The organism is Flavobacterium sp. (assembly GCF_044339515.1).
GTDB lineage: Bacteria > Bacteroidota > Bacteroidia > Flavobacteriales > Flavobacteriaceae > Flavobacterium.
Map to the genome: position 1 here is coordinate 1 of NZ_JBIIVK010000030.1, position 25,659 is coordinate 25,659.

Annotated in this window: 14 protein-coding genes; 6 read left to right on the top strand and 8 right to left on the bottom strand. The window is 36.1% G+C overall.

Features of this window, described 5'->3' with window-relative positions:
- The coding region (locus ACIQ0M_RS09395; RefSeq protein WP_396151591.1) for a PKD-like domain-containing protein at positions 1-6,262 on the bottom strand (6,262 nt) is incomplete at its 3' end.
- 155 nt (positions 6,263-6,417) lie between these two features.
- On the opposite strand from ACIQ0M_RS09395, the gene folE reads away from it, so the two are divergent.
- The 4 genes from folE to lgt all read left to right on the top strand — a co-directional run bounded on the left by folE (position 6,418) and on the right by lgt (position 10,090).
- On the top strand, positions 6,418-7,089 hold the full coding sequence (folE, locus tag ACIQ0M_RS09400; protein WP_396151592.1) for a GTP cyclohydrolase I FolE: 672 nt from the start codon (positions 6,418-6,420) through the stop codon (positions 7,087-7,089).
- A 51-nt stretch (positions 7,090-7,140) separates the two neighbouring features.
- On the top strand, positions 7,141-8,622 hold the full coding sequence (cysS, locus tag ACIQ0M_RS09405) for a cysteine--tRNA ligase (protein ID WP_396151593.1): 1,482 nt from the start codon (positions 7,141-7,143) through the stop codon (positions 8,620-8,622).
- A gap of 234 nt (positions 8,623-8,856) precedes the next feature.
- Positions 8,857-9,081 (top strand): membrane protein insertion efficiency factor YidD, encoded by a 225-nt coding sequence (gene yidD, locus ACIQ0M_RS09410; protein ID WP_396151594.1) that lies wholly within the window; start codon positions 8,857-8,859, stop codon positions 9,079-9,081.
- A gap of 82 nt (positions 9,082-9,163) precedes the next feature.
- Positions 9,164-10,090 carry a prolipoprotein diacylglyceryl transferase gene (gene lgt, locus ACIQ0M_RS09415; RefSeq protein ID WP_396151595.1) on the top strand — a complete coding sequence of 309 codons (927 nt, stop codon included), beginning with the start codon at positions 9,164-9,166 and terminating at the stop codon, positions 10,088-10,090.
- 315 nt (positions 10,091-10,405) lie between these two features.
- Here the strand turns inward: lgt and secDF are convergent, their stop codons facing one another.
- From secDF to ACIQ0M_RS09450, 7 genes are all read right to left on the bottom strand, one after another.
- The gene (gene secDF / locus ACIQ0M_RS09420) at positions 10,406-13,372 is read right to left on the bottom strand and encodes a protein translocase subunit SecDF (RefSeq protein WP_396151596.1); all 2,967 of its coding nucleotides are present in this window, start codon (positions 13,370-13,372) and stop codon (positions 10,406-10,408) included.
- Positions 13,373-13,563: 191 nt separating this feature from the next.
- A complete protein-coding gene (gene mdh / locus ACIQ0M_RS09425) occupies positions 13,564-14,499 on the bottom strand; it encodes a malate dehydrogenase (RefSeq protein WP_396151597.1) in 936 nt (311 codons plus the stop codon).
- 31 nt (positions 14,500-14,530) lie between these two features.
- The gene (gene gyrB, locus ACIQ0M_RS09430) at positions 14,531-16,471 is read right to left on the bottom strand and encodes a DNA topoisomerase (ATP-hydrolyzing) subunit B (protein WP_396151598.1); all 1,941 of its coding nucleotides are present in this window, start codon (positions 16,469-16,471) and stop codon (positions 14,531-14,533) included.
- A gap of 246 nt (positions 16,472-16,717) precedes the next feature.
- A complete protein-coding gene (gene asnB, locus ACIQ0M_RS09435) occupies positions 16,718-18,340 on the bottom strand; it encodes an asparagine synthase B (protein WP_396151599.1) in 1,623 nt (540 codons plus the stop codon).
- A 176-nt stretch (positions 18,341-18,516) separates the two neighbouring features.
- Positions 18,517-18,960 (bottom strand): hypothetical protein, encoded by a 444-nt coding sequence (locus tag ACIQ0M_RS09440; protein ID WP_396151600.1) that lies wholly within the window; start codon positions 18,958-18,960, stop codon positions 18,517-18,519.
- 116 nt (positions 18,961-19,076) lie between these two features.
- Positions 19,077-20,843, bottom strand: a complete 1,767-nt coding sequence (locus ACIQ0M_RS09445) for a TonB-dependent receptor (protein WP_396151601.1) — start codon at positions 20,841-20,843, stop codon at positions 19,077-19,079.
- Between the two features lie 23 nt (positions 20,844-20,866).
- Entirely contained in the window at positions 20,867-23,881 is a 3,015-nt protein-coding gene (locus tag ACIQ0M_RS09450; RefSeq protein WP_396151602.1) for a tetratricopeptide repeat protein, read from the bottom strand.
- A gap of 210 nt (positions 23,882-24,091) precedes the next feature.
- On the opposite strand from ACIQ0M_RS09450, the gene ACIQ0M_RS09455 reads away from it, so the two are divergent.
- The gene (locus tag ACIQ0M_RS09455; RefSeq protein ID WP_396151603.1) at positions 24,092-24,775 is read left to right on the top strand and encodes a cell division ATP-binding protein FtsE; all 684 of its coding nucleotides are present in this window, start codon (positions 24,092-24,094) and stop codon (positions 24,773-24,775) included.
- Positions 24,776-25,657 carry a glycosyltransferase family 2 protein gene (locus ACIQ0M_RS09460; protein WP_396151604.1) on the top strand — a complete coding sequence of 294 codons (882 nt, stop codon included), beginning with the start codon at positions 24,776-24,778 and terminating at the stop codon, positions 25,655-25,657.
- Positions 25,658-25,659 lie beyond the last annotated feature (2 nt).

Consider the following 25,659-nt stretch of genomic DNA (forward strand, 5'->3'; position numbering starts at 1 on the left):
CCGGATTGGATACCGTCGAGGGCACTGTCCATGCATAATCATAAGTACCAGCCGTAGTTGGTGTAGCAATTAGTGTAGCTAAATCTCCCGAACAAACCGTTGGAGAATTAACTGTTACTATTGGATTAGGATTAATGGTTACTGTACCCGATGCACTCGTGGAAAAACATCCGGTTACTGTATCGGTAATTACTACACTATAAACACCCGGTGTTGTGGTGGTAAAACTCGCCACATTACCCGGATTTGGTCCCGAAGGAACACTCCATGCATAATTGTAAGTCCCCGCTACTCCCGGAGTCGCCGTTACTGTAGCTGCTACTCCATCACAAACACTTGGGCTATTAACCGTAACGGTTGGGTTTGGATTAATCGTTACCGTGCCAGATGCACTAGTTGAAAAACAACCTGTCACCGTATCGGTAATAATCACACTATAAACACCGGCTACTGTGGTGGTAAAACTCGCCACATTACCCGGATTTGGTCCCGAAGGAACACTCCATGCGTAATCGTAACTTCCTGCAACTCCCGGAGTGGCCGTTACAGTGGCTGATGTGCCAACACATACCGATGGACTATTTACGGTAACTGTTGGATTGGGATTGATGGTCACTGTGCCCGATGCACTGGTTGAAAAACAACCTGTTACCGTGTCGGTAATAATTACACTATAAACACCGGCTACTGAGGTGGTAAAACTCGCTACATTGCCCGGATTTGGTCCTGAAGGAACACTCCATGCATAATCGTAAGTCCCTGCTACTCCCGGTGTGGCAGTAACTGTAGCTGGCGTATCTTCACACTCTGTTGGACTATTGACCGTTACTGTTGGATTTGTATTAATGGTTACTGTACCCGATGCACTCGTAGAAAAACATCCGGTTACTGTATCGGTAATCACTACACTATAAACACCCGGTGTTGTGGTGGTAAAACTCGCTACATTACCCGGATTTGCTCCCGAAGGTACTGTCCAAACATAATCATAACTGCCCGCTACTCCCGGAGTCGCCGTTACTGTAGCTGCTACTCCATCACAAACACTTGGGCTATTAACCGTAACGGTTGGGTTCGGATTAATCGTTACCGTGCCCGATGCACTAGTTGAAAAACAACCTGTCACCGTATCGGTAATAATCACACTATAAACACCGGCTACTGTGGTGGTAAAACTCGCCACATTACCCGGATTTGGTCCCGAAGGAACACTCCATGCGTAATCGTAACTTCCTGCAACTCCCGGAGTGGCCGTTACAGTGGCTGATGTGCCAACACATACCGATGGACTATTTACGGTAACTGTTGGATTGGGATTGATGGTCACTGTGCCCGATGCACTGGTTGAAAAACAACCTGTTACCGTGTCGGTAATAATTACACTATAAACACCGGCTACTGAGGTGGTAAAACTCGCTACATTGCCCGGATTTGGTCCTGAAGGAACACTCCATGCATAATCGTAAGTCCCTGCTACTCCCGGTGTGGCAGTAACTGTAGCTGGCGTATCTTCACACTCTGTTGGACTATTGACCGTTACTGTTGGATTTGTATTAATGGTTACTGTACCCGATGCACTCGTGGAAAAACATCCTGTAACCGTATCGGTGATAATCACACTATAAACACCGGCTACTGTCGTGGTAAAACTCGCCACATTGCCCGGATTTGGTCCCGAAGGTACTGTCCAAACATAATCATAACTACCCGCTACTCCCGGAGTTGCCGTTACTGTAGCCGCTACTCCATCACAAACACTTGGGCTATTAACCGTAACGGTTGGGTTTGGATTAATGGTTACCGTGCCCGATGCACTAGTTGAAAAACAACCGGTTACCGTATCGGTGATAATCACACTATAAACACCGGCTACTGTCGTGGTAAAACTCGCCACATTGCCCGGATTTGATCCAGAAGGAACACTCCATGCGTAATCGTAACTTCCTGCAACTCCCGGTGTGGCAGTAACGGTGGCTGATGTGCCATCACATACCGATGGACTATTTACGGTAACTGTTGAATTGGGATTTACCGTGACAGTAATTGTAAATGTATCTGTACAAATATTCGGTGACGTACCTACTGAGGCTGTTACTGTGTAAACTACATCTATTGGGGAATTGGTTGTATTGGTTAAAGTCTGACTTATACTCGTTTGTGCTGTAGCCTCATCCGATGCTCCTGTGATACCCACCGGTGTTACAACTGTCCAGGTGTAGGTCGTGCCCGTGGGAACTATCTCCGGTGACGCAGTGGTAGGTGTAACACTAAATGAATCCCCAGAACAAATTGATAATACTTTATCATTGATAACCGGTAAGGGATTTACTGTTACCGTTATTGTAAAAATATCTGTGCAAATATTAGGTGCTGTACCAGATGAAGCTGTTACAGTATAAACTACATCCAATTCTGTTTCAGTTGAATTGGTTAAAGTTTGGCTAATCGAGGCTTGTGAAATTGCTTGGTTAGAGGCTCCCGAAATTCCTGCAGGAGCAACAACTGTCCACGTATAAGTAGTGCCTCCGGGAACTAAATCAGTTCCATTAGTTGCCGGTGTTACTGTAAACGTTTGCAATGAACAAATTGAATTAGTAACATCTGCTATACTTGGTTTTGGATAAACAATTACATTTATTTCAAAAGTATCAGCACAAATATTAGGTGCAGTCCCAACAGAAGCTGTTACATTATAAGTGACAAGCGAAGCAACATCAGTTGTATTAATCAAAGTTTGACTGATGGATGTTTGCGGTGTAGCTTGATCTGATGCACCTGTAATACCCGCAGAAGATAAAACTGTCCAAGTGTAAGTAGTTCCTGTTGGAACAACATTTGCACCACTAGAAACAGGAATAACACTGAAAGAATCTCCGGAACAAATATCAACTGAAGTATCAGCAATTGAAGGGCTTGGGTTAACTGTTAAACTAAACGAAGTTGTTCCAAATACCGTAGGATTGGCATTTTCTTCAACACGAACATAAATTGTTTCTGTAGTACCATTATAGGCATTTGCCGGAACAATTTCAGCTACTCCAACATCGGCATCTGCCTGATTGGTATGATAAGTAACAGTATACAGAGTAGGATCTAAACCATTCAATGCATCATCATCATTTTGTGTTAAATCAAAAACTTCAAAATTATTACCGGGTGTCACTTCATCACATAAAACCAAATCAAGTGCATCTGGATTTAAGATACATGAATCCCATTCTATTTCAAAAGCTTTAATTCGATTACAACCGGTATTAAAATCTAATACGCTAGCGTAAATTGTTTGAGGATTACTAATTGCAACATAAGCAGTAGAATCAGTGATTTGATTTAATAATAATTCAGCATCTGCTTCGGTGGTAAAATAACTAATACTAAAGTCGAAAGGATCACCACTTCCAATCATCACTGCATCATTTTCTGTTAAATCAAACAAGTTTTCACATTCAAACAAATCATCTGGATCTGAACCATTATCAGGAAATACTTCAACCAAGAAATCTCTTTCAACTTGAGTTATTTGTCCGCATTGATCATATGTTGCAACTGCAGTGTATGTTGAGGTCGCTGTAGGACAAACATTAATTGTCAAATCTGTACTATATGGCAATCCGTTTTCTAACCATTCGAAAGTTGTTGCCGATGGTCCAGATGGTGTAAAACGCCAAGCTTCATTTGTAGCAGACCATTGTACATTTGTATTTCTACCAGGAGGAACATAACCCAAGGTACCTGCTTGATTCATAATACCAACAACTCCTCCACCAAGTGGATTATTCCAAGTATTACAAGGAGTGCGACTTTCAATATAGACTTCAATAATATTTGAAACTTCATAAAGAACCATTTGATAAGTTTGTAAACCAACATTTTGACCACACTGAAACTGACCAAATCTATAAAAGTTTACAATAAGTTTTCTACAAGGATAATTACCTACTAATTTCCAACCGGCAAATCGGTCAGCAGGTGAAGGCCCAATAGCTGGATTTGTATCTTGATAAACCCCATAAATTGCATTTCTGATTGGAAAACCTGGATTTGGAACCGTTAAACCAAGTAAATTCCATGGACTACCTCCATTTGGTGCAATTCCGGGGTCAAATGAAATTGTACCATTTGAACCAACATGACAAGATGAATATATATTCCCAAAAAAACAAAAGTCAAAAGGTAAATTAATTGTACCAGACCAAACATCATCTGTCGCTAAATTAATTGGGTTATAAGTTGTGTCATTGTAGGCAGCCTGAGGGCAATAATCAATAGAACTTATTGTATAAGAAGTTGTGGATCCTAAATCAACATAAGAAGCTGTCAAATCAACACACTCTCCCACTTCACATATTTGAGCTGAGGAAGCATCTCCTAAATCTACACCGCCCGCAACTACTGTTGCACAACCATTCAGATTTATTGTGATTGTCACACTTCCTGTCAGAGGTGCTGTACATCCAGGAGGATTTTGAAAAATACTTATTAAAGTAAATGTGGTGGTAGTGGTTAAAAACGGGGTTGTAAAAGACGCTGTACCTGCTGCATTGATAGGTATGTTATAAAATGCTCCTGAACTAGACGATACAGTTATATTCGTGTTGGGTGTTCCACTGAATGTTAATACTGTAGGACCGGGACATCCTGTCACATCTCCGCTTGTAAATGCAGCGGTTGCAGATATAGACTGCACCGTTACAGTTACTGACGCAGTAAGGTTACAAGTAATATCCGTTACAAATTCAATATCATCGATAGCGAAATCGTTTCCGGCTGAAGTGACAACTCTATCATAGATACAAATTTCTGCAATGGTCGCTGCACCGGAATTCCATGTGTAGGATCTTTGTACCCAACCACAAGTAGTAGATGGAGCTAGATTTGAACCTATCGAAACACCATTAATCAATACATCTAAGTTCGCAGGATTTGGCGTTGCAACGGTTTGAACCCAATACGAAAAAGTGTAATCTTGGCCAGGAGTTACCGGCATTGTTTGACACCAAACTCTATCATTCCCTGAATTCGCTATTGAACCGTCAAGGACCATCATATTACCTGTTCCGGTTGTATTATCAGTACAATTAGAAAAACCGGCAAACCATGTTTGTGAATTGGTTACTACTGCATAAGCACCTTGTACTCCAACGGGATTAACAGGGTCTAGGTATTGATAATCTGTTGTAAAACCAGTATTGCCCAACGAAAAGTCACCATTAAAAATGAAATTTCTAGGTGTAACTGCAGTGGTATTTACTGTATAAGTGGTTGTTACATCCGGTGTAACTACAATGGAAGCACTCGTTGGATCAGCAATAGATGGATCAGCCGGAACTGCTGTCCAAAAATAATCATCAGCTCCTGAAGCTGTTAACGTTGCAGATTCATCCAAACAGATTGTTCTATCCGGTGATATCGTTATATCATTTGGTTCAGTGATAACTATTCCGCTCACTGTAGCTGTATTTGAATCTGAATCTGTTACTGAGGCAGTGTATGTTCCTGCAGGAAGTCCAACAAAAACACCTGTTGGAATGGTTTGATTAATTGGACCTGTTATCGAAAAGGATGTGTAAGGTGGTGTACCTCCTTGACCATAAATCACAATAGAACCATCATTCTCTCCAAAACAAGAAATATCAATTGCTGAATAATTAACAACTAAAGGTTCTAACCGCTCTAAAATAATTTCATCGATAGCAAAATCATTTCCTACGGCACTTTGATTGATATTGTATAACTCAAAACGTCTATTTGGTGCCCCCGGTTCAGAAACAGTATATTCAAAACTAACTTCTTGCCAACCTGTTGAAGGATTAGTAACGGTATAAGAACCTGTAAAATATGTAGCTGCAGCAGCCATAACTCTGAAACCAATTTCAGGTTGTGGATTGGTGTTGTTGACTGAACGAATAAAAAATCTAAAACGATAAGTTTGGCCGGCTTCTAATAAAATATCACCATTGGTTTTCCAAAATACTTCAGACTGACCTGATGCTCCATCACAAACCATCATCAAACCGGTTCCAGTGGAATAATCACCGGAATTGATAAAATTATTAGTATTTAACAGAGACGGATTGTTTATAATGGCATACTGTCTTGGAACACTATTTGCCTGACCTGTTCCCGGGTTTATGAAATTGTAATCAGATTGAAAACCAATTCCGTTTCCTTGCTCAAAATTTCCATTTGGAATTAAATTTTGAGCACTTAAGATACTGATTACAAAATAACTAAACAAACAGGATAGTATTCTTAGATTCATAGCTTTGAATTTTTAAAGCCCGAAATTTACATAATTTTAACTTATAATTATCTTAAAATTTCTATTTTTTACAATTCATTTATTTATGTCAAAAAATTTCTATGTTTTGTTTATCTTTGCAGACTTTGTAAGTTTACTTATTTATACACTATTTAATGAATAATAACGATACTTTTTCCGATGATATTGGTGATAACCATATTGGAACATCTGTAGACAATCCGTTGCGAAAAGATGCTTTTGAATTAACCGATGAACAAAAAATTGAGTTAATAAAAAAAGATGTAGCCAACATCTTAATCACATTAGGAATGGATTTATCCGACGACAGCATGAAAGGTACTCCTAATCGTGTTGCCAAAATGTTTGTAAAAGAGATTTTTGGTGGATTAAATCCTATAAAAAAGCCTAGTTCTTCAACGTTTGAGAATGGTTATAAATATGGTGAAATGTTGGTGGAAAAAAACATCACGCTTTACTCTACTTGCGAACATCATTTATTGCCAATTGTAGGAAGAGCTCACGTGGCTTATATTTCCAGTGGAAAAGTGATTGGGTTATCTAAAATGAACCGCATTGTAGATTATTATGCCAAACGACCGCAGGTACAAGAACGATTGACAATGCAAATTGTAAAAGAATTACAAAAAGCATTAAATACCGAAGATGTGGCTTGTGTGATTGATGCCAAACATTTGTGCGTGAATTCAAGAGGAATTAGAGATATTGAAAGCAGTACCGTGACCTCTGAATTTGGCGGAAAATTTAAAGATGAAAAAGTTAGAAGAGAATTTTTGGATTATATTAAGTTGGATACAAAGTTTTAGGGAGTAGGAAGTTGATAGAAAGTAGTTTGGAGTTAAAATTTAGAAATAGTAATGAAATTATACGAAAATCAGACCTTAAAAATATACAATTCACTTTCGGGTGAAAAAGAAGTTTTTAAACCCATTCATGAGGGAAACGTTGGGATGTATGTTTGCGGTCCAACGGTTTACAGCAATGTGCACCTTGGTAATGTTCGAACGTTTATGAGTTTTGATGTGATTTTTCGCTATTTTCTTCATTTGGGTTACAAAGTTCGCTATGTTCGAAATATTACCGATGCCGGCCACTTAGAAAATGACGCCGAAGAAGGTGAAGACCGCATTGCTAAAAAAGCCCGCATCGAACAATTGGAACCAATGGAAATTGTGCAACGCTACACCGTTGATTTTCATACCATTTTACATAAATTAAACTTTCTTCCACCGAGTATTGAACCTACTGCTACCGGCCATATTATTGAACAACAAGAGATTATTAAAAAAATAATCGACAATGGTTTTGCCTATGAATCGAATGGCTCGGTCTATTTTGATGTAGTAAAGTTCAATGAAACGAATCATTATGGAAAATTAAGTGGCAGAAATATTGAAGATATGATTGCCAACACTCGTGACTTAGACGGTGTTTCTGATAAAAAAAATCCGCAAGATTTTGCCTTATGGAAAAGAGCCGAACCACAACACATCATGCGTTGGTCTTCGCCTTGGGGAATTGGTTTTCCTGGTTGGCACTTAGAATGTACAGCAATGAGTACCAAATATTTAGGCGAAACGTTTGATATTCACGGAGGTGGAATGGATTTGAAATTTCCACACCATGAATGTGAAATTGCTCAAAATGAAGCGTGTACCGGACACAGTCCTGTGAACTTTTGGATGCACGCCAATATGTTGATTTTGAACGGTAAAAAAATGGCTAAGTCTACCGGAAATTATATTTTACCCAATGAAATTTTTAGTGGTGGAAATGAAATCTTAAGTAAAGCTTTTTCACCAAATGTGACACGTTTTTTTATGCTTCAAGCCCATTACCGAAGTGTATTGGATTTTTCAAACGATGCGATTGTTGGCTCAGAAAAAGGATTTAATCGCTTAATGGAAGGAATGGAGTTGTTGGATAAATTAAAAACAAGTTCTTCCTCTACTTTAGGGATTTCGGCTTGGAAAAAAAGTTGTTATGAGGCGATGAATGACGATTTTAATACGCCTATTTTAATTGCTCAGTTATTTGAAGGAATTCGTTTTGTGAATCTGATTAATGACGGTAAAGAAACGATTACTGAGAATGATTTGAATGAATTGAAAGCAACGCTGAACGGATTTATTTTTGATGTTTTGGGAATAACAAATGAACAAATTGCAAATGATAATTCTGAAAAATTAGAAGGTGTGGTGAATTTGATGATTCAAATGCGAAACGAAGCTCGTGCGAATAAAGATTTTGCTCTTTCTGACCAAATTCGTGATCAACTTTTGGCTGTTGGTATTCAGTTGAAAGATGGGAAGGATGGGACGAGTTTTAGTGTTAGTTAGAAGGTTACGAGTTGCGGGTTGCGAGTTGCGGGTTTTTGCAAAGTTGTGATTCACTAGTACACCTCCCCCCGACCCCCTCCAAAGGAGCGGGAGACGAGATGTTGAAAATTTATGCTAAATTGGTAGGTTTGAATCCAAGTAAATCCATTATAGTTATCTATAAAAATCTACGGAAATCAATTCAATCTAAAAAATCGGTGTGCAATTGAGTTGGAATTCAAAAAAACACATTCAATGCTAAAAAAAATAATTCAGTTTCCATTTATTTTTCTGATTCGGTTTTATCAAACGGTGATTTCACCATTAACTCCCGCCACTTGTCGATTTGAACCTACTTGCTCACATTATTCAGCAGAGGCCATACAAAAACATGGTGTTCTTAAGGGAATTTGGCTTGCTGTAAAACGGATTTCTAAATGCCATCCGTGGGGAAAAAGTGGTTATGATCCGGTTCCTTGATTTCTTTTTTTAAGAATTAATTAAATGTTCGAAATTGCAAGTTGTTTGAATTTCGTTTACATTTACGTCAAATAACAATTCTATGGTTACATCTTTTTTAGCATTTGTCTGGAATCCGTCCGAAGGATTTGAAATTGGTCCGCTCACAATTCGCTTTTACAGTTTGATGTTTGTAGTAGCTTTTGCGTTGGGTTGGTATATCATGAAATACATTTTTATTAGAGAAAATGAGCCATTAGAAAAATTAGACAGTTTATTTATTTATACCGTTGTTGCCACTTTGATTGGTGCACGATTAGGACATGTAATTTTTTACCAATCAGAGTTATTTCGCGAAGATCCGTTAAGTATACTTTTACCTATTCGTACAAAACCTGAATTTGAATTTACAGGATTCTCTGGTTTAGCAAGTCATGGAGCAGCAATTGCAATTATTTTGTTCATGATCTATTTTAGTAAAAAAATCATGAAACAATCTTTGCTTTGGGTTTTAGACCGTGTGGTAATCCCAGTCGCGAGCGGAGCAATATTTGTTCGTCTTGGAAATTTTTTCAATTCGGAAATTGTAGGTCATGAAACGGATTCTGCTTTTGGAATTAAGTTTGTTCAAGATTTTTACAGTAAAAAAGATGCTGTTTTAAATACAAAAATAGCCAATCCAAAAGAGGCATATAAAGCGATTTCTGAAAATCCGGAGTATGCTTTTTTATTAGATAAAGTTCCCGCTTTACACCCTTCACAGTTATATGAAGCATTTGGTTATGTATTCGTCTTTCTGATTTTGTTCTTAATGTATTGGAAAACTGAAGCCAGAAAAAAAGAAGGCTTACTTTTCGGAATGTTTATGGTTCTCCTTTGGTCGGTTCGTTTTATTGTTGAATTTGTAAAAGCAAGTCAAGGTGGATTTGAAAAATATTCTATTTTTAATGCATTAACAACCGGACAATGGCTAAGTATTCCATTTGTATTAATTGGATTATATTACATTTTTAGACCGAAGAAAGCATAATTTTTTATCGCTTTTTTTATATCAACCGACTTTTTTGAGTCGGTTTTTTATTGCTTGTAGTGAAAATAATGGACTCATAATTAAATTTAAAATAGAAGAAAACATTCACGTTTTCGGTTTAGCTATTACACCTGATAGGTTTACAAAACCTGTCAGGTGTAAACCGAAAAAAGTTATTGTCACTTTTTCAATTTTTTACAATTCAATCAAAAATGATTAGTAAAAAAGCTTGATTAATTCTTAATATAATTAAAAATAAAAGCCACAAAAAAACCCGACCTAAGCCGGGTTTATATTTAAAAGTAAATCAATTTACTATTCTTCTTTCTTTAAAGCTCTTTTTCTTTCTTCTTGTTTGTTTACAGTATCCGCCATAATTGGTGTTGCGATAAATAAAGATGAATAGGTACCCACTAAAATACCAACCAAAATAGCGAAAACAAATCCACGAATGGTTTCACCACCTAAAATAAAGATGGCAAACAAAACGATTAATGTTGTTAACGAAGTATTGATTGTTCTACTTAGTGTAGTATTTAAAGCCTTATTAACCACTTGATTAAAAGTACCTTCCTCATGTGTTCCTAAAAACTCTCGTACACGGTCAAAAACGATTACAGTATCATTTAATGAATACCCAATAACAGTTAATATTGCAGCGATAAAGGCTTGATCAATTTCCATGTTGAATGGTAAGAACTTCCAAAATATCGAATAAACTCCTAACACAATAATTACGTCATGCAATACAGCACCAACAGCTCCTAATGAGAATTGCCATTTTCTAAAACTGATTAATAAGTAAAGGAAAACTACTAATAAAGATCCTAATACTGCCCAATATGCGTTTGTTTTAATATCTTCTGCAATTGTAGGTCCAACTTTTGATGCTTGAAGTATACCGAATTCTTTACCTTCTTTGTTTGTAACAAAATCCGGGTAACTCATTTCTGGAAAATATGACTTTAATGCCGAGTAAAGCTTTTCGTTTACTTCAGCGTCAACACCTTCACTCTCTTCATCAACTTTATATTTAGTTGTAATTTTCAATTGATTTCCACTACCAAATGTTTTGGCTTCAACATTTGTTCCAAAAGCTTTCGTAAGAGTAGAACTTATTTCACTTGCCACAACTTCTTTGTTAAATCGAATTTGGAAAGTACGTCCACCCACAAAGTCAACCCCTTGATTTAGACCGTTTATAAAGAACAAGGAAACTAAAGAAGCGATTACTAATACACTAGAAATGGCGTAAGCAATTTTCTTTTTCGCTAAAAAATCAACATTCATATTTTTAAACCAATTGTGTGTCATTGGTGTGGAAAAAGAAAGATTTTGATTTTTTCTCAAACTCCAATCTAACAGCAAACGTGTTACAAAAATTGCGGTAAATAAAGAGGTACCAATACCAATCAATAAAGTAGTTGCAAAACCTTTAATTGGTCCTGTCCCGAAAACTAACAAAATTAAAGCTGTTAAAGCAGTTGTGATGTTCGCGTCAAAAATAGAAGACATTGCCCCCTTCCAAGTGAAAGAATAATTTACAGCCTCATCGAGTGTTTTTCCTGCATCAAGTTCTTCTTTAGCCCTTTCATAAATGATTACATTCGCATCTACTGCCATACCAATCGTCAAAACGATACCGGCAATACCAGGCAATGTTAAGACAGCACCTAAACTTGCTAAAATCCCAAAGATGAATAGAATGTTAACTAATAAAGAAACATTGGCATAAACCCCAGCTTTACCATAATATAAAATCATCCATAATACAACCAACGCCATACCAATAAGGAAAGATAACATACCGTTATCAATCGCTTCTTGGCCTAATGAAGGTCCAACAACATCCGATTGAACGATATCCGCTTTCGCAGGTAATTTTCCTGCTCTCAATACATTCGCTAAATCTTTAGTTTCATCAATCGTAAAAGTTCCTGAAATTTCAGAGTTACCTCCCGAAATTGGTCCGGAAGAAACGCCTGGTGCAGAATAAACAACATTATCTAAAACAATTGCAATACTACTTTTTTGTGTAAATGCTTTACCTGTTAATTCTTCCCAATCTTTTGCACCTTTACCATTCATTTGCATAGAAACGGCTGGTTTTCCAAATTGGTCAAATGTATCTCTGGCATCTACTACTACTCCACCACTGATGGCAGGTTTTCCTGAACGACCGTCTGATTTTAATGCATATAACTCTACTGCTTCAACTTTTTCTTTTTTATCGTTATCAATGGTTGTGGGTTTTCCCCATACAAAACGTGCAAAACGCAATTCAGGAGACAACAACGCTTTGCTACTGTCTCTGTTCAAATAACTATTAACAGCAGCAGTATCTTTTGGAGAAAAATAACCTAATACCGGACCGCCACCATACGATAACATTTTATCGAACAATGGGTTGTTCCCTTTAGCATTCGCTAATGAATCTTTTGAAGCATCTGTCAACAAAGAATCAATTCCTGTGGAAGTTGTTTCCTTTGTATCAACTTTCACTTCTGTTGCTTTTAAAGCCTCATTAAGTTGACCTAAAAATGGAGCAACTTCTTCAAATTTATGTGTTTCCCAAAATTCTAATTGAGCCGTACTTTGTAATAATTTTTTAATACGGTCAACATCTTTAGCACCCGGTAATTCTACTAAAATTCTTCCTGTTTCTCCTAATTGTTGAATGTTTGGTTGTGTTACACCAAATTTATCGATACGTTTTCTTAGTACTTCAAAAGCACTTAAAACTGACTCATTTACTTTTCTTTTGATAACGGCTTTCACTTGATCATCGTTCATCTTAAGATCAATCTCACCGTCTAAATTTTTGTTAAAGAAAACATCCGGTGAAGCTAATTTCACTCTACCTTTTGATTCAGTATCAAACGCTTCAAAAAAAGCATCCAAATAGGTTTGATTTCCTTTAATATTTTTAGTTGCATCAGCTAAGGCTTTATTGAAAACCGGATCTTGAGAATCATTTGATAATCCAACTAAGATATCTTTAACTGATATTTGAAGAATAACATTTATACCTCCTTCAAGGTCAAGCCCTTTATTGATTTGCTTCTCTTTAACCTCGTCATAGGTGTAATCAGTAAATCCTAGACTGAATACTTTTTCTTTACCGATTGAATCTAAATACTTTGCTTCTTTAGCTACATCATCTCCGGCAAAAGCTTTGGCATCTGATTTGACTTTATTGGCCACAAAGGTGAATGAAAGTTGGTAAATACATACCAATGCAAATAAAATTGCGAAAAATTTAATAAGTCCTTTACTCTGCATTATTACTCGAATTAATTAATTTTTGTTGGTTAAGGTTTTGATTTATAAGCAAAAAGAAAATAAGTCCTTCTTCTCGATTTTATAAAACGTGCAAATATATAATTATGAATAGGATTAACCAATTTATTTATGGATTAATCTCAAAAAAAAGACTGCAAAATTGCAGTCTCTTTGATATAATGTGAAAAATATTAAGCTAAAACCGATTTCAAGTCTGCATTCATTGCTCGAACTGCATCAGCACTCTTGACAAATTTAGCTTTTTCTTCTTCGTTTAAGTCAATATCAACAATTTTTTCTATCCCGTTTTTACCAATAATACATGGCACTCCGATACAAATATCACTTTGTCCGTATTCTCCTTCTAACAAGACAGAACATGGAATCATTTTCTTTTGGTCGTTTAAAATGCTATCGACTAAATACGCTACCGATGCTCCCGGTGCATACCAAGCAGATGTACCTAATAAAGCTGTTAATGTTGCACCTCCCACCATGGTATCAGCAGCTACTTTCTCTAATCGTTCAGCAGATAAAAATTCAGATACCGGAACACCATTATAAGCTGCCAAGCGAGTCAATGGAATCATGGTTGTATCACCATGACCACCAATTACCATTCCGTGAATATCATTAGCAGGTTTGTCTAAAGCTTGTGATAAATAGGTTTTGAAGCGTGAGCTATCTAAAGCCCCACCCATTCCAATGATTCTATTTTTTGGTAAACCGGTTGCTTTTAATGTTAAATACGTCATCGTATCCATTGGATTTGAAACCACCACAACAATAGCATTTGGCGAATGTTGCAATAAACTTTCCGCTACCGATTTTACGATTCCGGCATTAATTCCGATTAACTCTTCACGTGTCATACCCGGTTTTCTTGGAATACCGGATGTAATTACTACTACATCACTACCGGCTGTTTTAGAATAATCATTTGTGCTTCCCGAAACTTTAGTATTAAAACCTAATGTGGTTTGTGTTTGCATGATATCTAATGCTTTGCCTTCAGCAAAACCTTCACGGATATCTAACAATACAATTTCGCTGGCAATTCTTCTGTAAGCAATTGCGTCGGCACATGTTGCACCAACATTTCCTGCTCCTACAATGGTAACTTTCATTTTGTAAATTTTTTATAATTATCTAATTGGTTTATGCATCAATCTTAGCATAAACAGCATTTTTCTCAATAAACTCTCTTCTTGGCGGAACTTCGTCTCCCATTAACATGGAGAAAATTCTATCGGCTTCAGCCAAACTGTCAATGGTAACCTGACGCAATGTTCTGAAATCCGGGTTTAAGGTAGTTTCCCAAAGTTGTTCGGCATTCATTTCTCCCAAACCTTTATAACGCTGAATAGCAGCAGAACCTCCCATACGTTGATTTATCATATCACGTTGATCATCATTCCAAGCATATTCTTTTTTATTTCCTTTTTTCACCAAATATAATGGTGGTGTAGCGATGTAAACGTGTCCGTTTTCAATCAACTCCTTCATAAATCGGAAGAAAAACGTTAAAATTAAGGTAGAAATGTGGCTACCATCCACGTCGGCATCACACATGATGACTACTTTGTGGTATCTTAACTTTTCTAAATTTAATGCCTTTGAATCTTCAGCCGTTCCGATGGTTACACCTAGAGCTGTGAATATATTTCTAATCTCTTCGTTTTCAAAGACTTTATGATGCATTGCTTTCTCCACATTCAAAATCTTACCACGAAGCGGTAAAATCGCTTGAAATGCTCTGTCACGACCTTGTTTTGCCGTTCCACCCGCCGAATCTCCCTCTACTAGGAAAATTTCACACTTTTGTGGATCTTGCTCAGAACAATCAGATAATTTTCCGGGCAATCCACCACCGCCTAAAACGGTTTTGCGTTGAACCATCTCACGAGCTTTTTTCGCTGCGTGGCGAGCTTGTGCAGCTAAAATAACTTTTTGAACAATGATTTTAGCATCATTCGGATTTTCTTCCAAATAATTCTCTAGCATTTCCGCTACCGACTGACTTACCGGAGAAACAACTTCTCTATTTCCGAGTTTAGTTTTGGTTTGTCCTTCAAATTGTGGTTCAGCTACTTTAACAGAAATAATTGCAGTTAATCCCTCACGGAAATCATCTCCGGAAATCTCAAACTTTAATTTATCCAATAAACCTGAACTATCAGCATATTTTTTTAATGTACGCGTTAATCCCATACGGAAACCTTGCAAGTGCGTTCCACCTTCGTGCGTGTTGATATTGTTTACATACGAAAAAATATTCTCCGAATAACTCGTATTATAAACCAACGCCACTTCTACAGGAATTTCGCCTTTTTCATTATCCATACTAATCACATGCGAAATGATTGGCTCACGGTTTCCATCTAAAAACTTAACGAATTCTTTCAAACCTTCTTTGGAATGGAACGTTTCAGTAACTAATTCGCCTTTGTCATCCAAATGTCTTTTGTCACACATCGTAATCGTGATACCTTTATTCAAAAAGGAAAGCTCACGCATACGAGCTGCTAACGTATCATATGAATATTCTACAGTTTGAGTAAATATGGTCGTATCAGGTTTGAAGGTTACCATGGTTCCTCGTTTGGTAGTTTCCCCAATTTGCTTCACCGGATACAACGCTTTTCCTCGTTCATATTCTTGCTCGTATATTTTCCCGTCACGGTAAACCGTAGCACGTAAATGGTCCGAAAGTGCGTTCACACACGACACCCCAACCCCGTGAAGGCCACCGGATACTTTGTACGAGTCTTTGTCAAACTTCCCTCCTGCTCCAATTTTGGTCATAACCACCTCAAGAGCAGAAACACCTTCTTTTTTATGTATATCAACCGGAATTCCACGTCCGTTATCTTCAACGGTGATGGAATTATCTTCATTTATAAAAACAGTAATGGTATCACAATGTCCGGCCAACGCCTCATCAATTGAGTTGTCCACAACCTCATAAACCAAGTGATGTAATCCTCTCACACCTGTATCACCAATGTACATGGAAGGTCGCATTCTCACGTGCTCCATTCCTTCTAAGGCCTGAATACTATCTGCTGAATAACTATTCTTTTTGATTTCTTCGCTCATATAAATTTAATGCTAAATGTATTTTTTGTCAAACACGCAAATATACAAATTTGTGAGGGATTTTTGACCCAACCAAATCCACAAAGAAAATAAGTTATTAACAAATTGTTGATTTTTTATCCGTGTTTTATGAAGTATTCAAAATAAAGATTTTGATTAAAAATTAAACTTATAAAACCAAAAAAAAGCGTTCCCCACAACGAGAACGCCTTTAACAAACAAACTAAACTTCAATCTTGAACTCTTTTAAACCGGTATATCGATTTTAATTTTTGCTATGGTTGTGTCCGCCTTAACGTGAGCCGCATTGGCTCTTCCACTTGGATCTTGGTTTTCTTGCCATTTCGGAATCCATTTTCTCACCGTTTGAGCGGCTGCCACTTGAGGGAAATGTTTATGGAAAATACTTCTGTAAAAGAATGCTTCTTTTGTAACCGGCGTGTTGTATGGAAATAGTTCAGCCGCTTTTTCAAATTGCTCGTCAGTCACTTGACTCGAACAATAGTCGATTAACGTATCAATCCAATTGTACCCTACTCCATCTGAAAATTGTTCTTTTTGACGCCATAAAACTTCTTCCGGTAAATACGGTTGTTCCGGTGTGTCAAATGCTTTACGAAGAATGTATTTTTCAATTCCATCATACGTTGACGGCATTTTTTCTTCCGGTTTCACTTTAATTGCTAATTCCAAAAAGGCTTTGTCTAAAAACGGAACTCTTGCCTCCAGTCCATGAGCCATCGTCGACTTGTCTGCACGCAGTAAATCGGCTGTAAATAGCTTTTGAACACGTTCGATGGTTTCTTTTTGAAAGTCTTCTACGCTTGGTGCATTTCTAAAGTATAAATAACCACCAAAAACCTCATCGGCTCCTTCTCCGGAAAGTACTACTTTGATTCCCATATCGGTAATCGCTTTTGACAAAAAGTACATGGGTGTACTCGCACGAACGGAGGTGACATCATACGTTTCCAAATGCCAAATCAATTTATCTAAAATTTCAATTCCTTGTTCAATCGTAAAATGAATTTCATGGTGTTGTGTTCCTAAAAACTCCGCTACTTTTCGGGCTGCTTTGGCATCAGGAGCTTCGGCATCTAAACCAATTGAAAAAGAATGCAACGTTTTACGCATATCTTTCATATAACGAGAAGCAATAGAAGATGTTAACGAAGAATCCAATCCGCCGGAAAGTAAGACTCCGATTGGCACATCGCTCATTAAACGCTTGCGAACACTTTCTGATAATGTTTCACGAATGGCTTTTAAATCCAATTCTTCCACTGCCAAGGTCTCATCTTCCCATTTGGGCTGATAGTATTTTACAAAACCGGTTTCTTGTGTGTAATAATGTCCCGGAGGAAAAGTGGAAAATGTTTTACACTGGTCGGCTATCGCTTTCATTTCGGAAGCAAAATACATTCTGCCTCTTTCATCTAAACCATAATAGAGCGGTTTAATTCCAAGTGGATCGCGTCCGGCAATAAAATCATCACCGTCTACCACCACAAAAGCAAACATTCCATCGAGCATGTCACAAAAATCGTAACCAAACTTTTCATACAAATGCACGATTACTTCGGAATCCGATGTGGTTCTGAATGTATGGTCTTTTAAAATTCCGTCTCTTAATTTTTGGTGATTGTAAATTTCGCCATTGTGAATCATCCAAGCCGAGGATGTTCCTTGAATAGGTTGTTTTCCTGTATGCAAATCAACAATTGACAAACGTTCATGAGATAAAATGTGCCCATTTTCTGTTACATGCAAATCACTTTCATCCGGACCGCGGTGCGACATTCGTTTAGACAATTCTTGAACCAATGATTCATCTTTTCCTTTTCCGATTATGGCTAATATTCCACACATATAGTTTTGCTTTTCTAATTATACTTTATTTGATGAAGCAAAAATCAATATTATGTTTATTTATTTAAACACAAACAACTATTTTAGTTATAAATTAAAACTATATAAATTATTTTACTGTAAAAATGAAACTTAAAAATTCAAATTCTGCTATTTTCAATTACAATCTTTAAATTTTATGAAATGGATTGAATTTTGTATGCTACATTATTGAGCGAAATTTGGTCGCCTGAAACGCATACCATCAACATTTGAGCTAACGGAGCTTGAGTAGAAACGGCAAAAATGGTCTTTCCTTCTAATTCAACTTTTGGTAAACTAACGGAAATCAGAAAATAAATATCGTTAGCTAAAACCAAACTTCCAGTTGTTACTTTAGCATGCTTTTTTTCAAAATCAATAGAATCAAAAATGGATTTTGTTTCTATAACTTCTTTCAGTTTTTGATTGAGTTTTTCCTGTTCCAAATGCATCATTGATAGAGCCGTTTCGTGTTTATCACCGGCAGAACCTTTGGCATCGTTTTTGGCATCTTCGGTTAAATCAGCAATCATTTGACGAAGTGAATCGATTTTGGATTGGAGGAAATTGGAATAGTGTTGGATTATTTTTTGTTTCATTTTATGAAGTTGCTAAGGCTCTAAGGTTCTGAGGAACTAAGGTAAAAAGTCCGCAAGGTTAATGAACTTTGCGGACTTTGTGAAAATCTTTGTGTGCTACGTGGTTAAGAAAAAAATTAAAAATCAAATTTATAATTCGCTCCCAATACCACTTGAATTTGCTGAGCCGGGAAATTTAACCATCGTTCATTGGATTGGTTAAATAAGTTGTTTCCTTTTAAAAACAAAGTCAAACGTTCGTTGTATTTATAACCCACATGAGCATTCACATCAAAATAACTGTCTAAGGTTTTAGTTGTAAAAGCATAAAAAGCAGGGTCATTCAAAATATCCGGTGCTATAACTTGGTCTTTTCGTTCTCCTACAAAGAATAAATTCAATCCGGCATACCATTTTTCGGTAATATTGGCCTCAACATTAGCTCCAAAAGTGATGGATGGTAAATTCCACACTTCTTCTTGGTTTTTTGCCGATAAACTTCTGAAAGTTCCATTGATTCCGGCAGAAATATTCTTAGACAAATCTGCTTTCAACTCACCAAAGAAACTCAATGTTTTTAAATCATCATACACAACTTCAAACGAATTTCCAAAAGCATACGGTTCAACATCATTTGGTAAAGCCGGATCTAAAGACAACGGAAACGCATTGTTTCTAAATAAAGCTTTATCGTTTTCCTGCATGAATGAACCACGCACATTATAACTTACATTTCCGGCTAATTTTCCTTTTAAACCTGCAAAAATATCATATGGTCTGCTGGTAGGTGCAATTAATAATGTGGGTGACAAAAATGGATTTTCGTTGGTGAACTCACGATACGTATTTTGTTGTAAATTTCCATCGGCACCAGCATAAAAAATCATCAAATCGCCAACTAATTTATAGGATGCGGTAATGTTCGGGTAGATAAAAAACTTACTGTCGCTATTTTCTAAATCAGCACTGTAAAAAAGTGAAACACCAATATCAAAAGCCCAATCATCCTCCGTTAATGATATGGATGGATTTAATCCGAAATTAGTAAAACCGTATTTAATTTCATTCAAATCAAAATAATTGCGTTCAAAACTTCCGGAAACATAATCTACAATGACATTGGTTTTTACGGCAGCTTCCATGATATCAAATTCAAACGACGGCTTAACTAAAAATCGGTTTTCAGCAGAGCCGTAATTATCCCAAAAACGATTAAACTTTACACTGGCTCCGGTGAAAAAACTTTCTTCATAACCGATTTTTCCCCCTAAATTGAAGTTGTGATACGTATGCGATGGATCAATTTGATTATAAAAAACTTCATCTCGATTAAAGTAATTTTGTTCAATTCCATACCAATTATACACTTGATGTTGATATCCTAAATCGGCATTCCAATTGAAATTGCGTTGCTGACTTCCATACGTTACATCCAATGAAGTGTTGTAGAATTTATCATCTAAAATCAACTCTTCAATTCCACCTTGTGAGGAGTGGTGACGCAACATTCCGCCCACATAATCCGAACGACTCAATTGTTCAGTGATGAATAATTCGCCTACAATTCGGGCATAATTTCCAAAACCTAAGGTAGCATAATTACTGAATAATTTTTCTTTCTTAGGCTTATCAACACCAGCCGCTTTTCCCTTTGCAGGTGTAAATGTAGAAGCAACCGGAAAAGAAAAAATGTTGTATTTTATTTCTTCTTTTTTAGAATTATCATCATCATCTAAAGAGGGTGTTTCTTTCACTTTAAAAGCATCCGAAATGGTAGCAGAATAAGGTTTCACCACATTCACAACTTCGGTTCCGATGTTTTCATCTTTCTTTTGCGAAAAACCAACTTGGCTTATCAAAAAAAGAATTACTGCGATGGATTTATTTAGAGTTGAAATCTTCATGTCTTTCATTTTTGTATAATAAATTAGTTTTGGATGGATGAATTGCGTTTAGATTCTTCGGCTTTTATGGCATCTAATTCTTTTTGAGCTTCTTCGACAACGTCTGTAAACTCTTCAAAATTTTTGATTACACTTTCTAAAATATAGGTTGCTTGGAAACTATCGTTTAAAGCGTAATTATTTTTTGCCATTAACACTAATCCTTTTGCACTAAAATATTTATAACCGGAATAATCTTGTGCTAATTTTTGAGCCACAGCATTCGACGGTTCATATTTTCCTTCTTTGTTTTTAAAGTAGGCATCATAATATAAGGCTTCGGCAGCCAATTCACCTTTTGCAATCGCTTGTAACTTGGCATAAGCCGCTTTTGCTTTTACTTCATCATTGGTTTTGATGGCAGAACGAGCGATGATAATCTGAGCATCACTTTTAATTCTGTCATCTACTTTTTGATTAGCCAAGACTTTATCGGCATACGAAACAGCGTTGGTATAATCCTTTTGTTCATAATACGATTTCATTAAATTAGATTGTGCAAACGTAATATTTTGAGGAAAATCAGCTTCTGCTTCCAAACGTTTTAAAGCGGGAATGGCTTTGGCATAATCTTTTTTCTTTAGATGAATTTCGGTTAAACGGGCCAAACTTTGTTCGGTATATTCACTTCTCGGTTTAGAAACTACAAATTCATAATGTGGAATCGCATTGTTTTCTAAACCATCTGCAAAATACAATTGAGCCAAATAGAAATTAGCTTTTAATGAATGAATTCCGTTAGGAAAACGAGTGACATAATTACTAAATCCGGTAATTGCTCCTTTTGGATTGTTTTGTAAATATTGCTTCTCGGCTGATTCATACGAAGTATTATCTAAATCGGCATCTGAAACTTCCACATAATCCAATGTTTTTACCCAATCGGCGTATTCATTTACATTTCCGGTGTCTACATAAATTTGTCGTGCTGTGTTCACTGCCTCCAACGATTCAGGAGTTCGCGGATACTCTGCAGCCACTTTTTTCAATTTTGTAATGGCTAATTGCGGTTTTTCATCGTTGTAATAAATTAATCCCTGACGCAAAATGGCTTTGGCTGCAAATGAACCATTTTTGTACTCATTGATTAGTTGATCATAGGTTTTTAAAGCCAAATCCGATTTGTTATTATTCGTATATGTGTTTCCTAATTCGAACAAAACATCATCTCGGTATTGCGATTTTGGATAACTTTTCAGGAACGTATTCAAATCTTCTATTTTCTTGTCATTTCTGTTTACGAAACCATAACTCAAGGCTTTTTGATAAGCAGCATAATCAGCGTCAACCCCTTTTAACTCAATGGCTTTGTTATAAGCTTCCATAGCCGGCCAATACTTAGCCGAAACAAAATAACTGTCACCCATTCGCAAATAACTATCATTCAAACGCACTTTATCCTCTTTTATGGCATCAATATGATTTTGAAAATAGGTTGCGGCTTGTTCGTATTCTTTCAATTTAAAATGCGTGTAACCGATGTTGTAATTGATATTTTTATATTCCGGAGTTGATTTAGCTTCAGCAAAACCGGCAAATTGTTTGAATGTTAGCATCGCATCGGCAAAGTTATCCAACACATATTCCGTTTCGCCTTTCCAAAAAGTGGCACGAGCGGTAAATTTTGCATCTCTAGGTTCGGCAATAGATTTTTTAAACATTTTCATGGCTTCTGTAAAATCACCATCGGTATACAATTCCAAACCTCTGTAAAAAGTAACTTTTTGATAAGCTGCTTTGTTGGAAAAGTTTTTATTTTTTTCAATTAATTCTAAAGCACCTTTGTAATTCTTTGAAGTGATGAATGAATTAATCAACAAATTTTCGACTTCTAATTTGTTTGGATTATTTGGATATTTTTCTAGAAAAGCAGATAAAACACCTGGAATCGTTTGGTATGAATTTCCAATTTCATAGCTCAATTTAGCATAATTTAAAAAAGCATCTTCTTGAATTTTTAAATCAAATTCCATCTCCGAAGCATTTTTAAACGCATTCAATGCTTGTTGCTTTTTGTCTGTTTTTAAATAGCTTTCGCCTAAATGATAGTAGGCATTTTGGGCAACCCCATCATTTCCGTTGATGATTTTATTGAATTGATTAATCGCATTTTCATAATCACCTTGTTTGTAATACGAATATCCAAAAAGATAATAATCGGTATTGCTCCATTTCCCCTTTTTTCCTTTATAATCTTTCAAATAGGGAATAGCTTTGTCATATTGTTTCAAGTTGAAATAACTTTCGCCAATAATTTTATTTAACTCCGATTTTTCCATGGCATCGCTTTTAGCCATGGCAGCCGTTCCTAAATCAATTGCTTTTTGAAAATTGCCAAGTTTAAAGTTCATGTCCGCTTGGTAGTAGGACATTTTTTCTTTGTACTTCTGCTCGCCTTCCACTTGTTCAAAATATTCGTTGGCCACTTTGTAATCGTCTTTTTCATACGACATATAACCTAAATAATATTTTGCCTGCGAACCGTATTCTTTGGAATTAACAACTTTATTGAAATAGCTTGTTGCTTCTTTTTTCTTACCTCCTGAAAAATTCGCATAACCTTTTTGAAAATTAAATCGTTCACGTTCACCGGCTGTTAAATTGCTTTCATCTACTTTTTCAAACCATTGCAATGCTTGCGGAAATTTTCCTTCATCAAAATAATAATGAGCCACCTCGATGTAGGCTTGATTGTGTTTTGAACTCGTCGGATAATCCGCTACGAATTTTTCCATCAACAAATCGGCATTCGGTTGATTGAGTCGAATGGCACAATTGGCAATGTAGTAAGCACAATCCGATTGCACTTCATCACTTGCTTTTTCTTCACTAACTTTCTTGAAAATAATTTGGGCCGATTGATACTGTTTTTCTTTGTATAATTCAATGGCACGATTGTACTCTTTTAAATCATGCGTATAAATTTCTGTTTTTTGGGCTAATGCGGCGAAATGTACCGCTAACCAAAATAGGAAAATAAACCAATTTTTCTTTTGCATGGGATTCGATTTTGTTTGATTTACAAATTTAGGGTTTGCTTTACGTAGTAACGAGGTTGTGAAGGTGTTTATTATGAACAAGGTTTTAAACAATTCTTAAAGTTGCGGGTTGCGAGTTACTGGTTTGAAAGTTGAGTTTTATGAATGAAATAAAATAAAATTTTGAAAACCATCGTTAACTTAGTACTTTTACCACTTAAATTATACGTTATGTCGACTACAATTGCCTCCTTAAAGAATGTCAATATTTTTCAGGAACAAAATATGATTTTAAAAAACATCTCTTTGGAAGTCAATCGAGGTGAATTTATCTATGTAATTGGAAAAACCGGTTCAGGGAAAAGTAGTTTTATGAAAACGCTTTATGCCGATTTGCCTTTGACGGAGGGAGAAGGTTCGATAGTGGATTTTGATCTAGCTAAATTAAAAGAAAAAGATATTCCGTTTTTGCGAAGAAAAATCGGAATTGTTTTTCAAGATTTTAAACTGTTACCCGACAGAAGTGTTTTTGACAACTTAGAATTTGTGTTAAAAGCAACCGGTTGGAAAGAAAAAGCAGAAATGAAACAAAAAATTGACGAAGTGCTGGAAAAAGTTGGCATGAAATCGATGTTGCACAAAATGCCTCATCAACTTTCGGGTGGTGAACAACAACGCGTTGCCATAGCAAGAGCTTTATTAAACGATCCGGAATTAATCTTAGCCGATGAACCTACGGGAAATCTTGACCCACAAACCAGTGTGGAAGTAATGGAAGTACTTAGAAAAATCAATCAAAACGGCAAAACGATTATCATGTGTACGCATGATTATGCTTTGATTATGAAATTCCCTTCCAAAACATTGAAATGTGAAGACAGCACTATTTTTGAAGTGGTACAAAGAACGGTTTAGATGCTTTCTATCCTGATTCCGACATATAACTATTTTGTTGAAAATCTTGTAAATACTTTACACAAGCAATGCATTTCGGAAAAAATTGGTTTTGAAATTATTGTTTTGGAAGATAGTTCTTCTGAAAATTATATTTCTCAAAATAAATCAATTTCTTCGCTTACAAATTGTTATTACGAAGTAAATCAGAAAAACTTTGGTCGAACCAAAACGCGACAAATTTTAGCCGAAAGAGCAAAATTTGACTGGGTTTTATTTTTAGATGCCGATGTTATTCCTGAAAATGGAGACTTTATAAAAAACTACATTACTTTTTTAAACTCCTCAAATACTGTGGTTTTTGGGGGTTATAAATACCAAAATAATCTTCCGGAAGCTTCAAAAATATTACGGTATAAATACGGAAAAGAAAGAGAAGAAAAACCTGTGACTGTTAAAACTAAAAAACCTTTTCAATTTGTTTTTTCAGGTAATATATTGATTCAGAAACAGTTATTTTTAGAACTAAATTATACTGAAAATGAAAAGTTTTATGGCATGGACATTTATTTTGCTTATCAACTTTTTTCAAAGAAAATTACTCCTCTTCACATAGAGAATGCTATTTATCATGTTGGATTGGAAAGTAACGACATGTTTTTTGAGAAATCATTACAAAGTGTAGTTTCCAGAAAGCGATTTTTGGTGGATAAAGTTGATATAGAAAAATTGAATCCACTATTGGCTCATTATAAAAAAATAAAAAAATATAGATTAATTTTTATTACAAGATTTCTTTTTAAGATTTCTGAGCAATTTTTAAAACGGAACATTTTGAGTAAAAACCCTAATCTTTTTTATTTCGATTTATATCGATTAGGTTATATTTGCTCAGAAAAATAAAT

Bases quoted from the DNA above. Each gene is read 5' to 3' on its own strand.
- ACIQ0M_RS09460 (WP_396151604.1), top strand. From the start codon at position 24,776: ATGCTTTCTATCCTGATTCCGACATATAACTATTTTGTTGAAAATCTT.
- mdh (WP_396151597.1), bottom strand. From the start codon at position 14,499: ATGAAAGTTACCATTGTAGGAGCAGGAAATGTTGGTGCAACATGTGCC.
- cysS (WP_396151593.1), top strand. From the start codon at position 7,141: ATGAAATTATACGAAAATCAGACCTTAAAAATATACAATTCACTTTCG.
- secDF (WP_396151596.1), bottom strand. From the start codon at position 13,372: ATGCAGAGTAAAGGACTTATTAAATTTTTCGCAATTTTATTTGCATTG.
- lgt (WP_396151595.1), top strand. From the start codon at position 9,164: ATGGTTACATCTTTTTTAGCATTTGTCTGGAATCCGTCCGAAGGATTT.
- folE (WP_396151592.1), top strand. From the start codon at position 6,418: ATGAATAATAACGATACTTTTTCCGATGATATTGGTGATAACCATATT.
- ACIQ0M_RS09455 (WP_396151603.1), top strand. From the start codon at position 24,092: ATGTCGACTACAATTGCCTCCTTAAAGAATGTCAATATTTTTCAGGAA.
- ACIQ0M_RS09450 (WP_396151602.1), bottom strand. From the start codon at position 23,881: ATGCAAAAGAAAAATTGGTTTATTTTCCTATTTTGGTTAGCGGTACAT.
- gyrB (WP_396151598.1), bottom strand. From the start codon at position 16,471: ATGAGCGAAGAAATCAAAAAGAATAGTTATTCAGCAGATAGTATTCAG.
- ACIQ0M_RS09445 (WP_396151601.1), bottom strand. From the start codon at position 20,843: ATGAAGATTTCAACTCTAAATAAATCCATCGCAGTAATTCTTTTTTTG.
- asnB (WP_396151599.1), bottom strand. From the start codon at position 18,340: ATGTGTGGAATATTAGCCATAATCGGAAAAGGAAAAGATGAATCATTG.
- yidD (WP_396151594.1), top strand. From the start codon at position 8,857: ATGCTAAAAAAAATAATTCAGTTTCCATTTATTTTTCTGATTCGGTTT.
- ACIQ0M_RS09440 (WP_396151600.1), bottom strand. From the start codon at position 18,960: ATGAAACAAAAAATAATCCAACACTATTCCAATTTCCTCCAATCCAAA.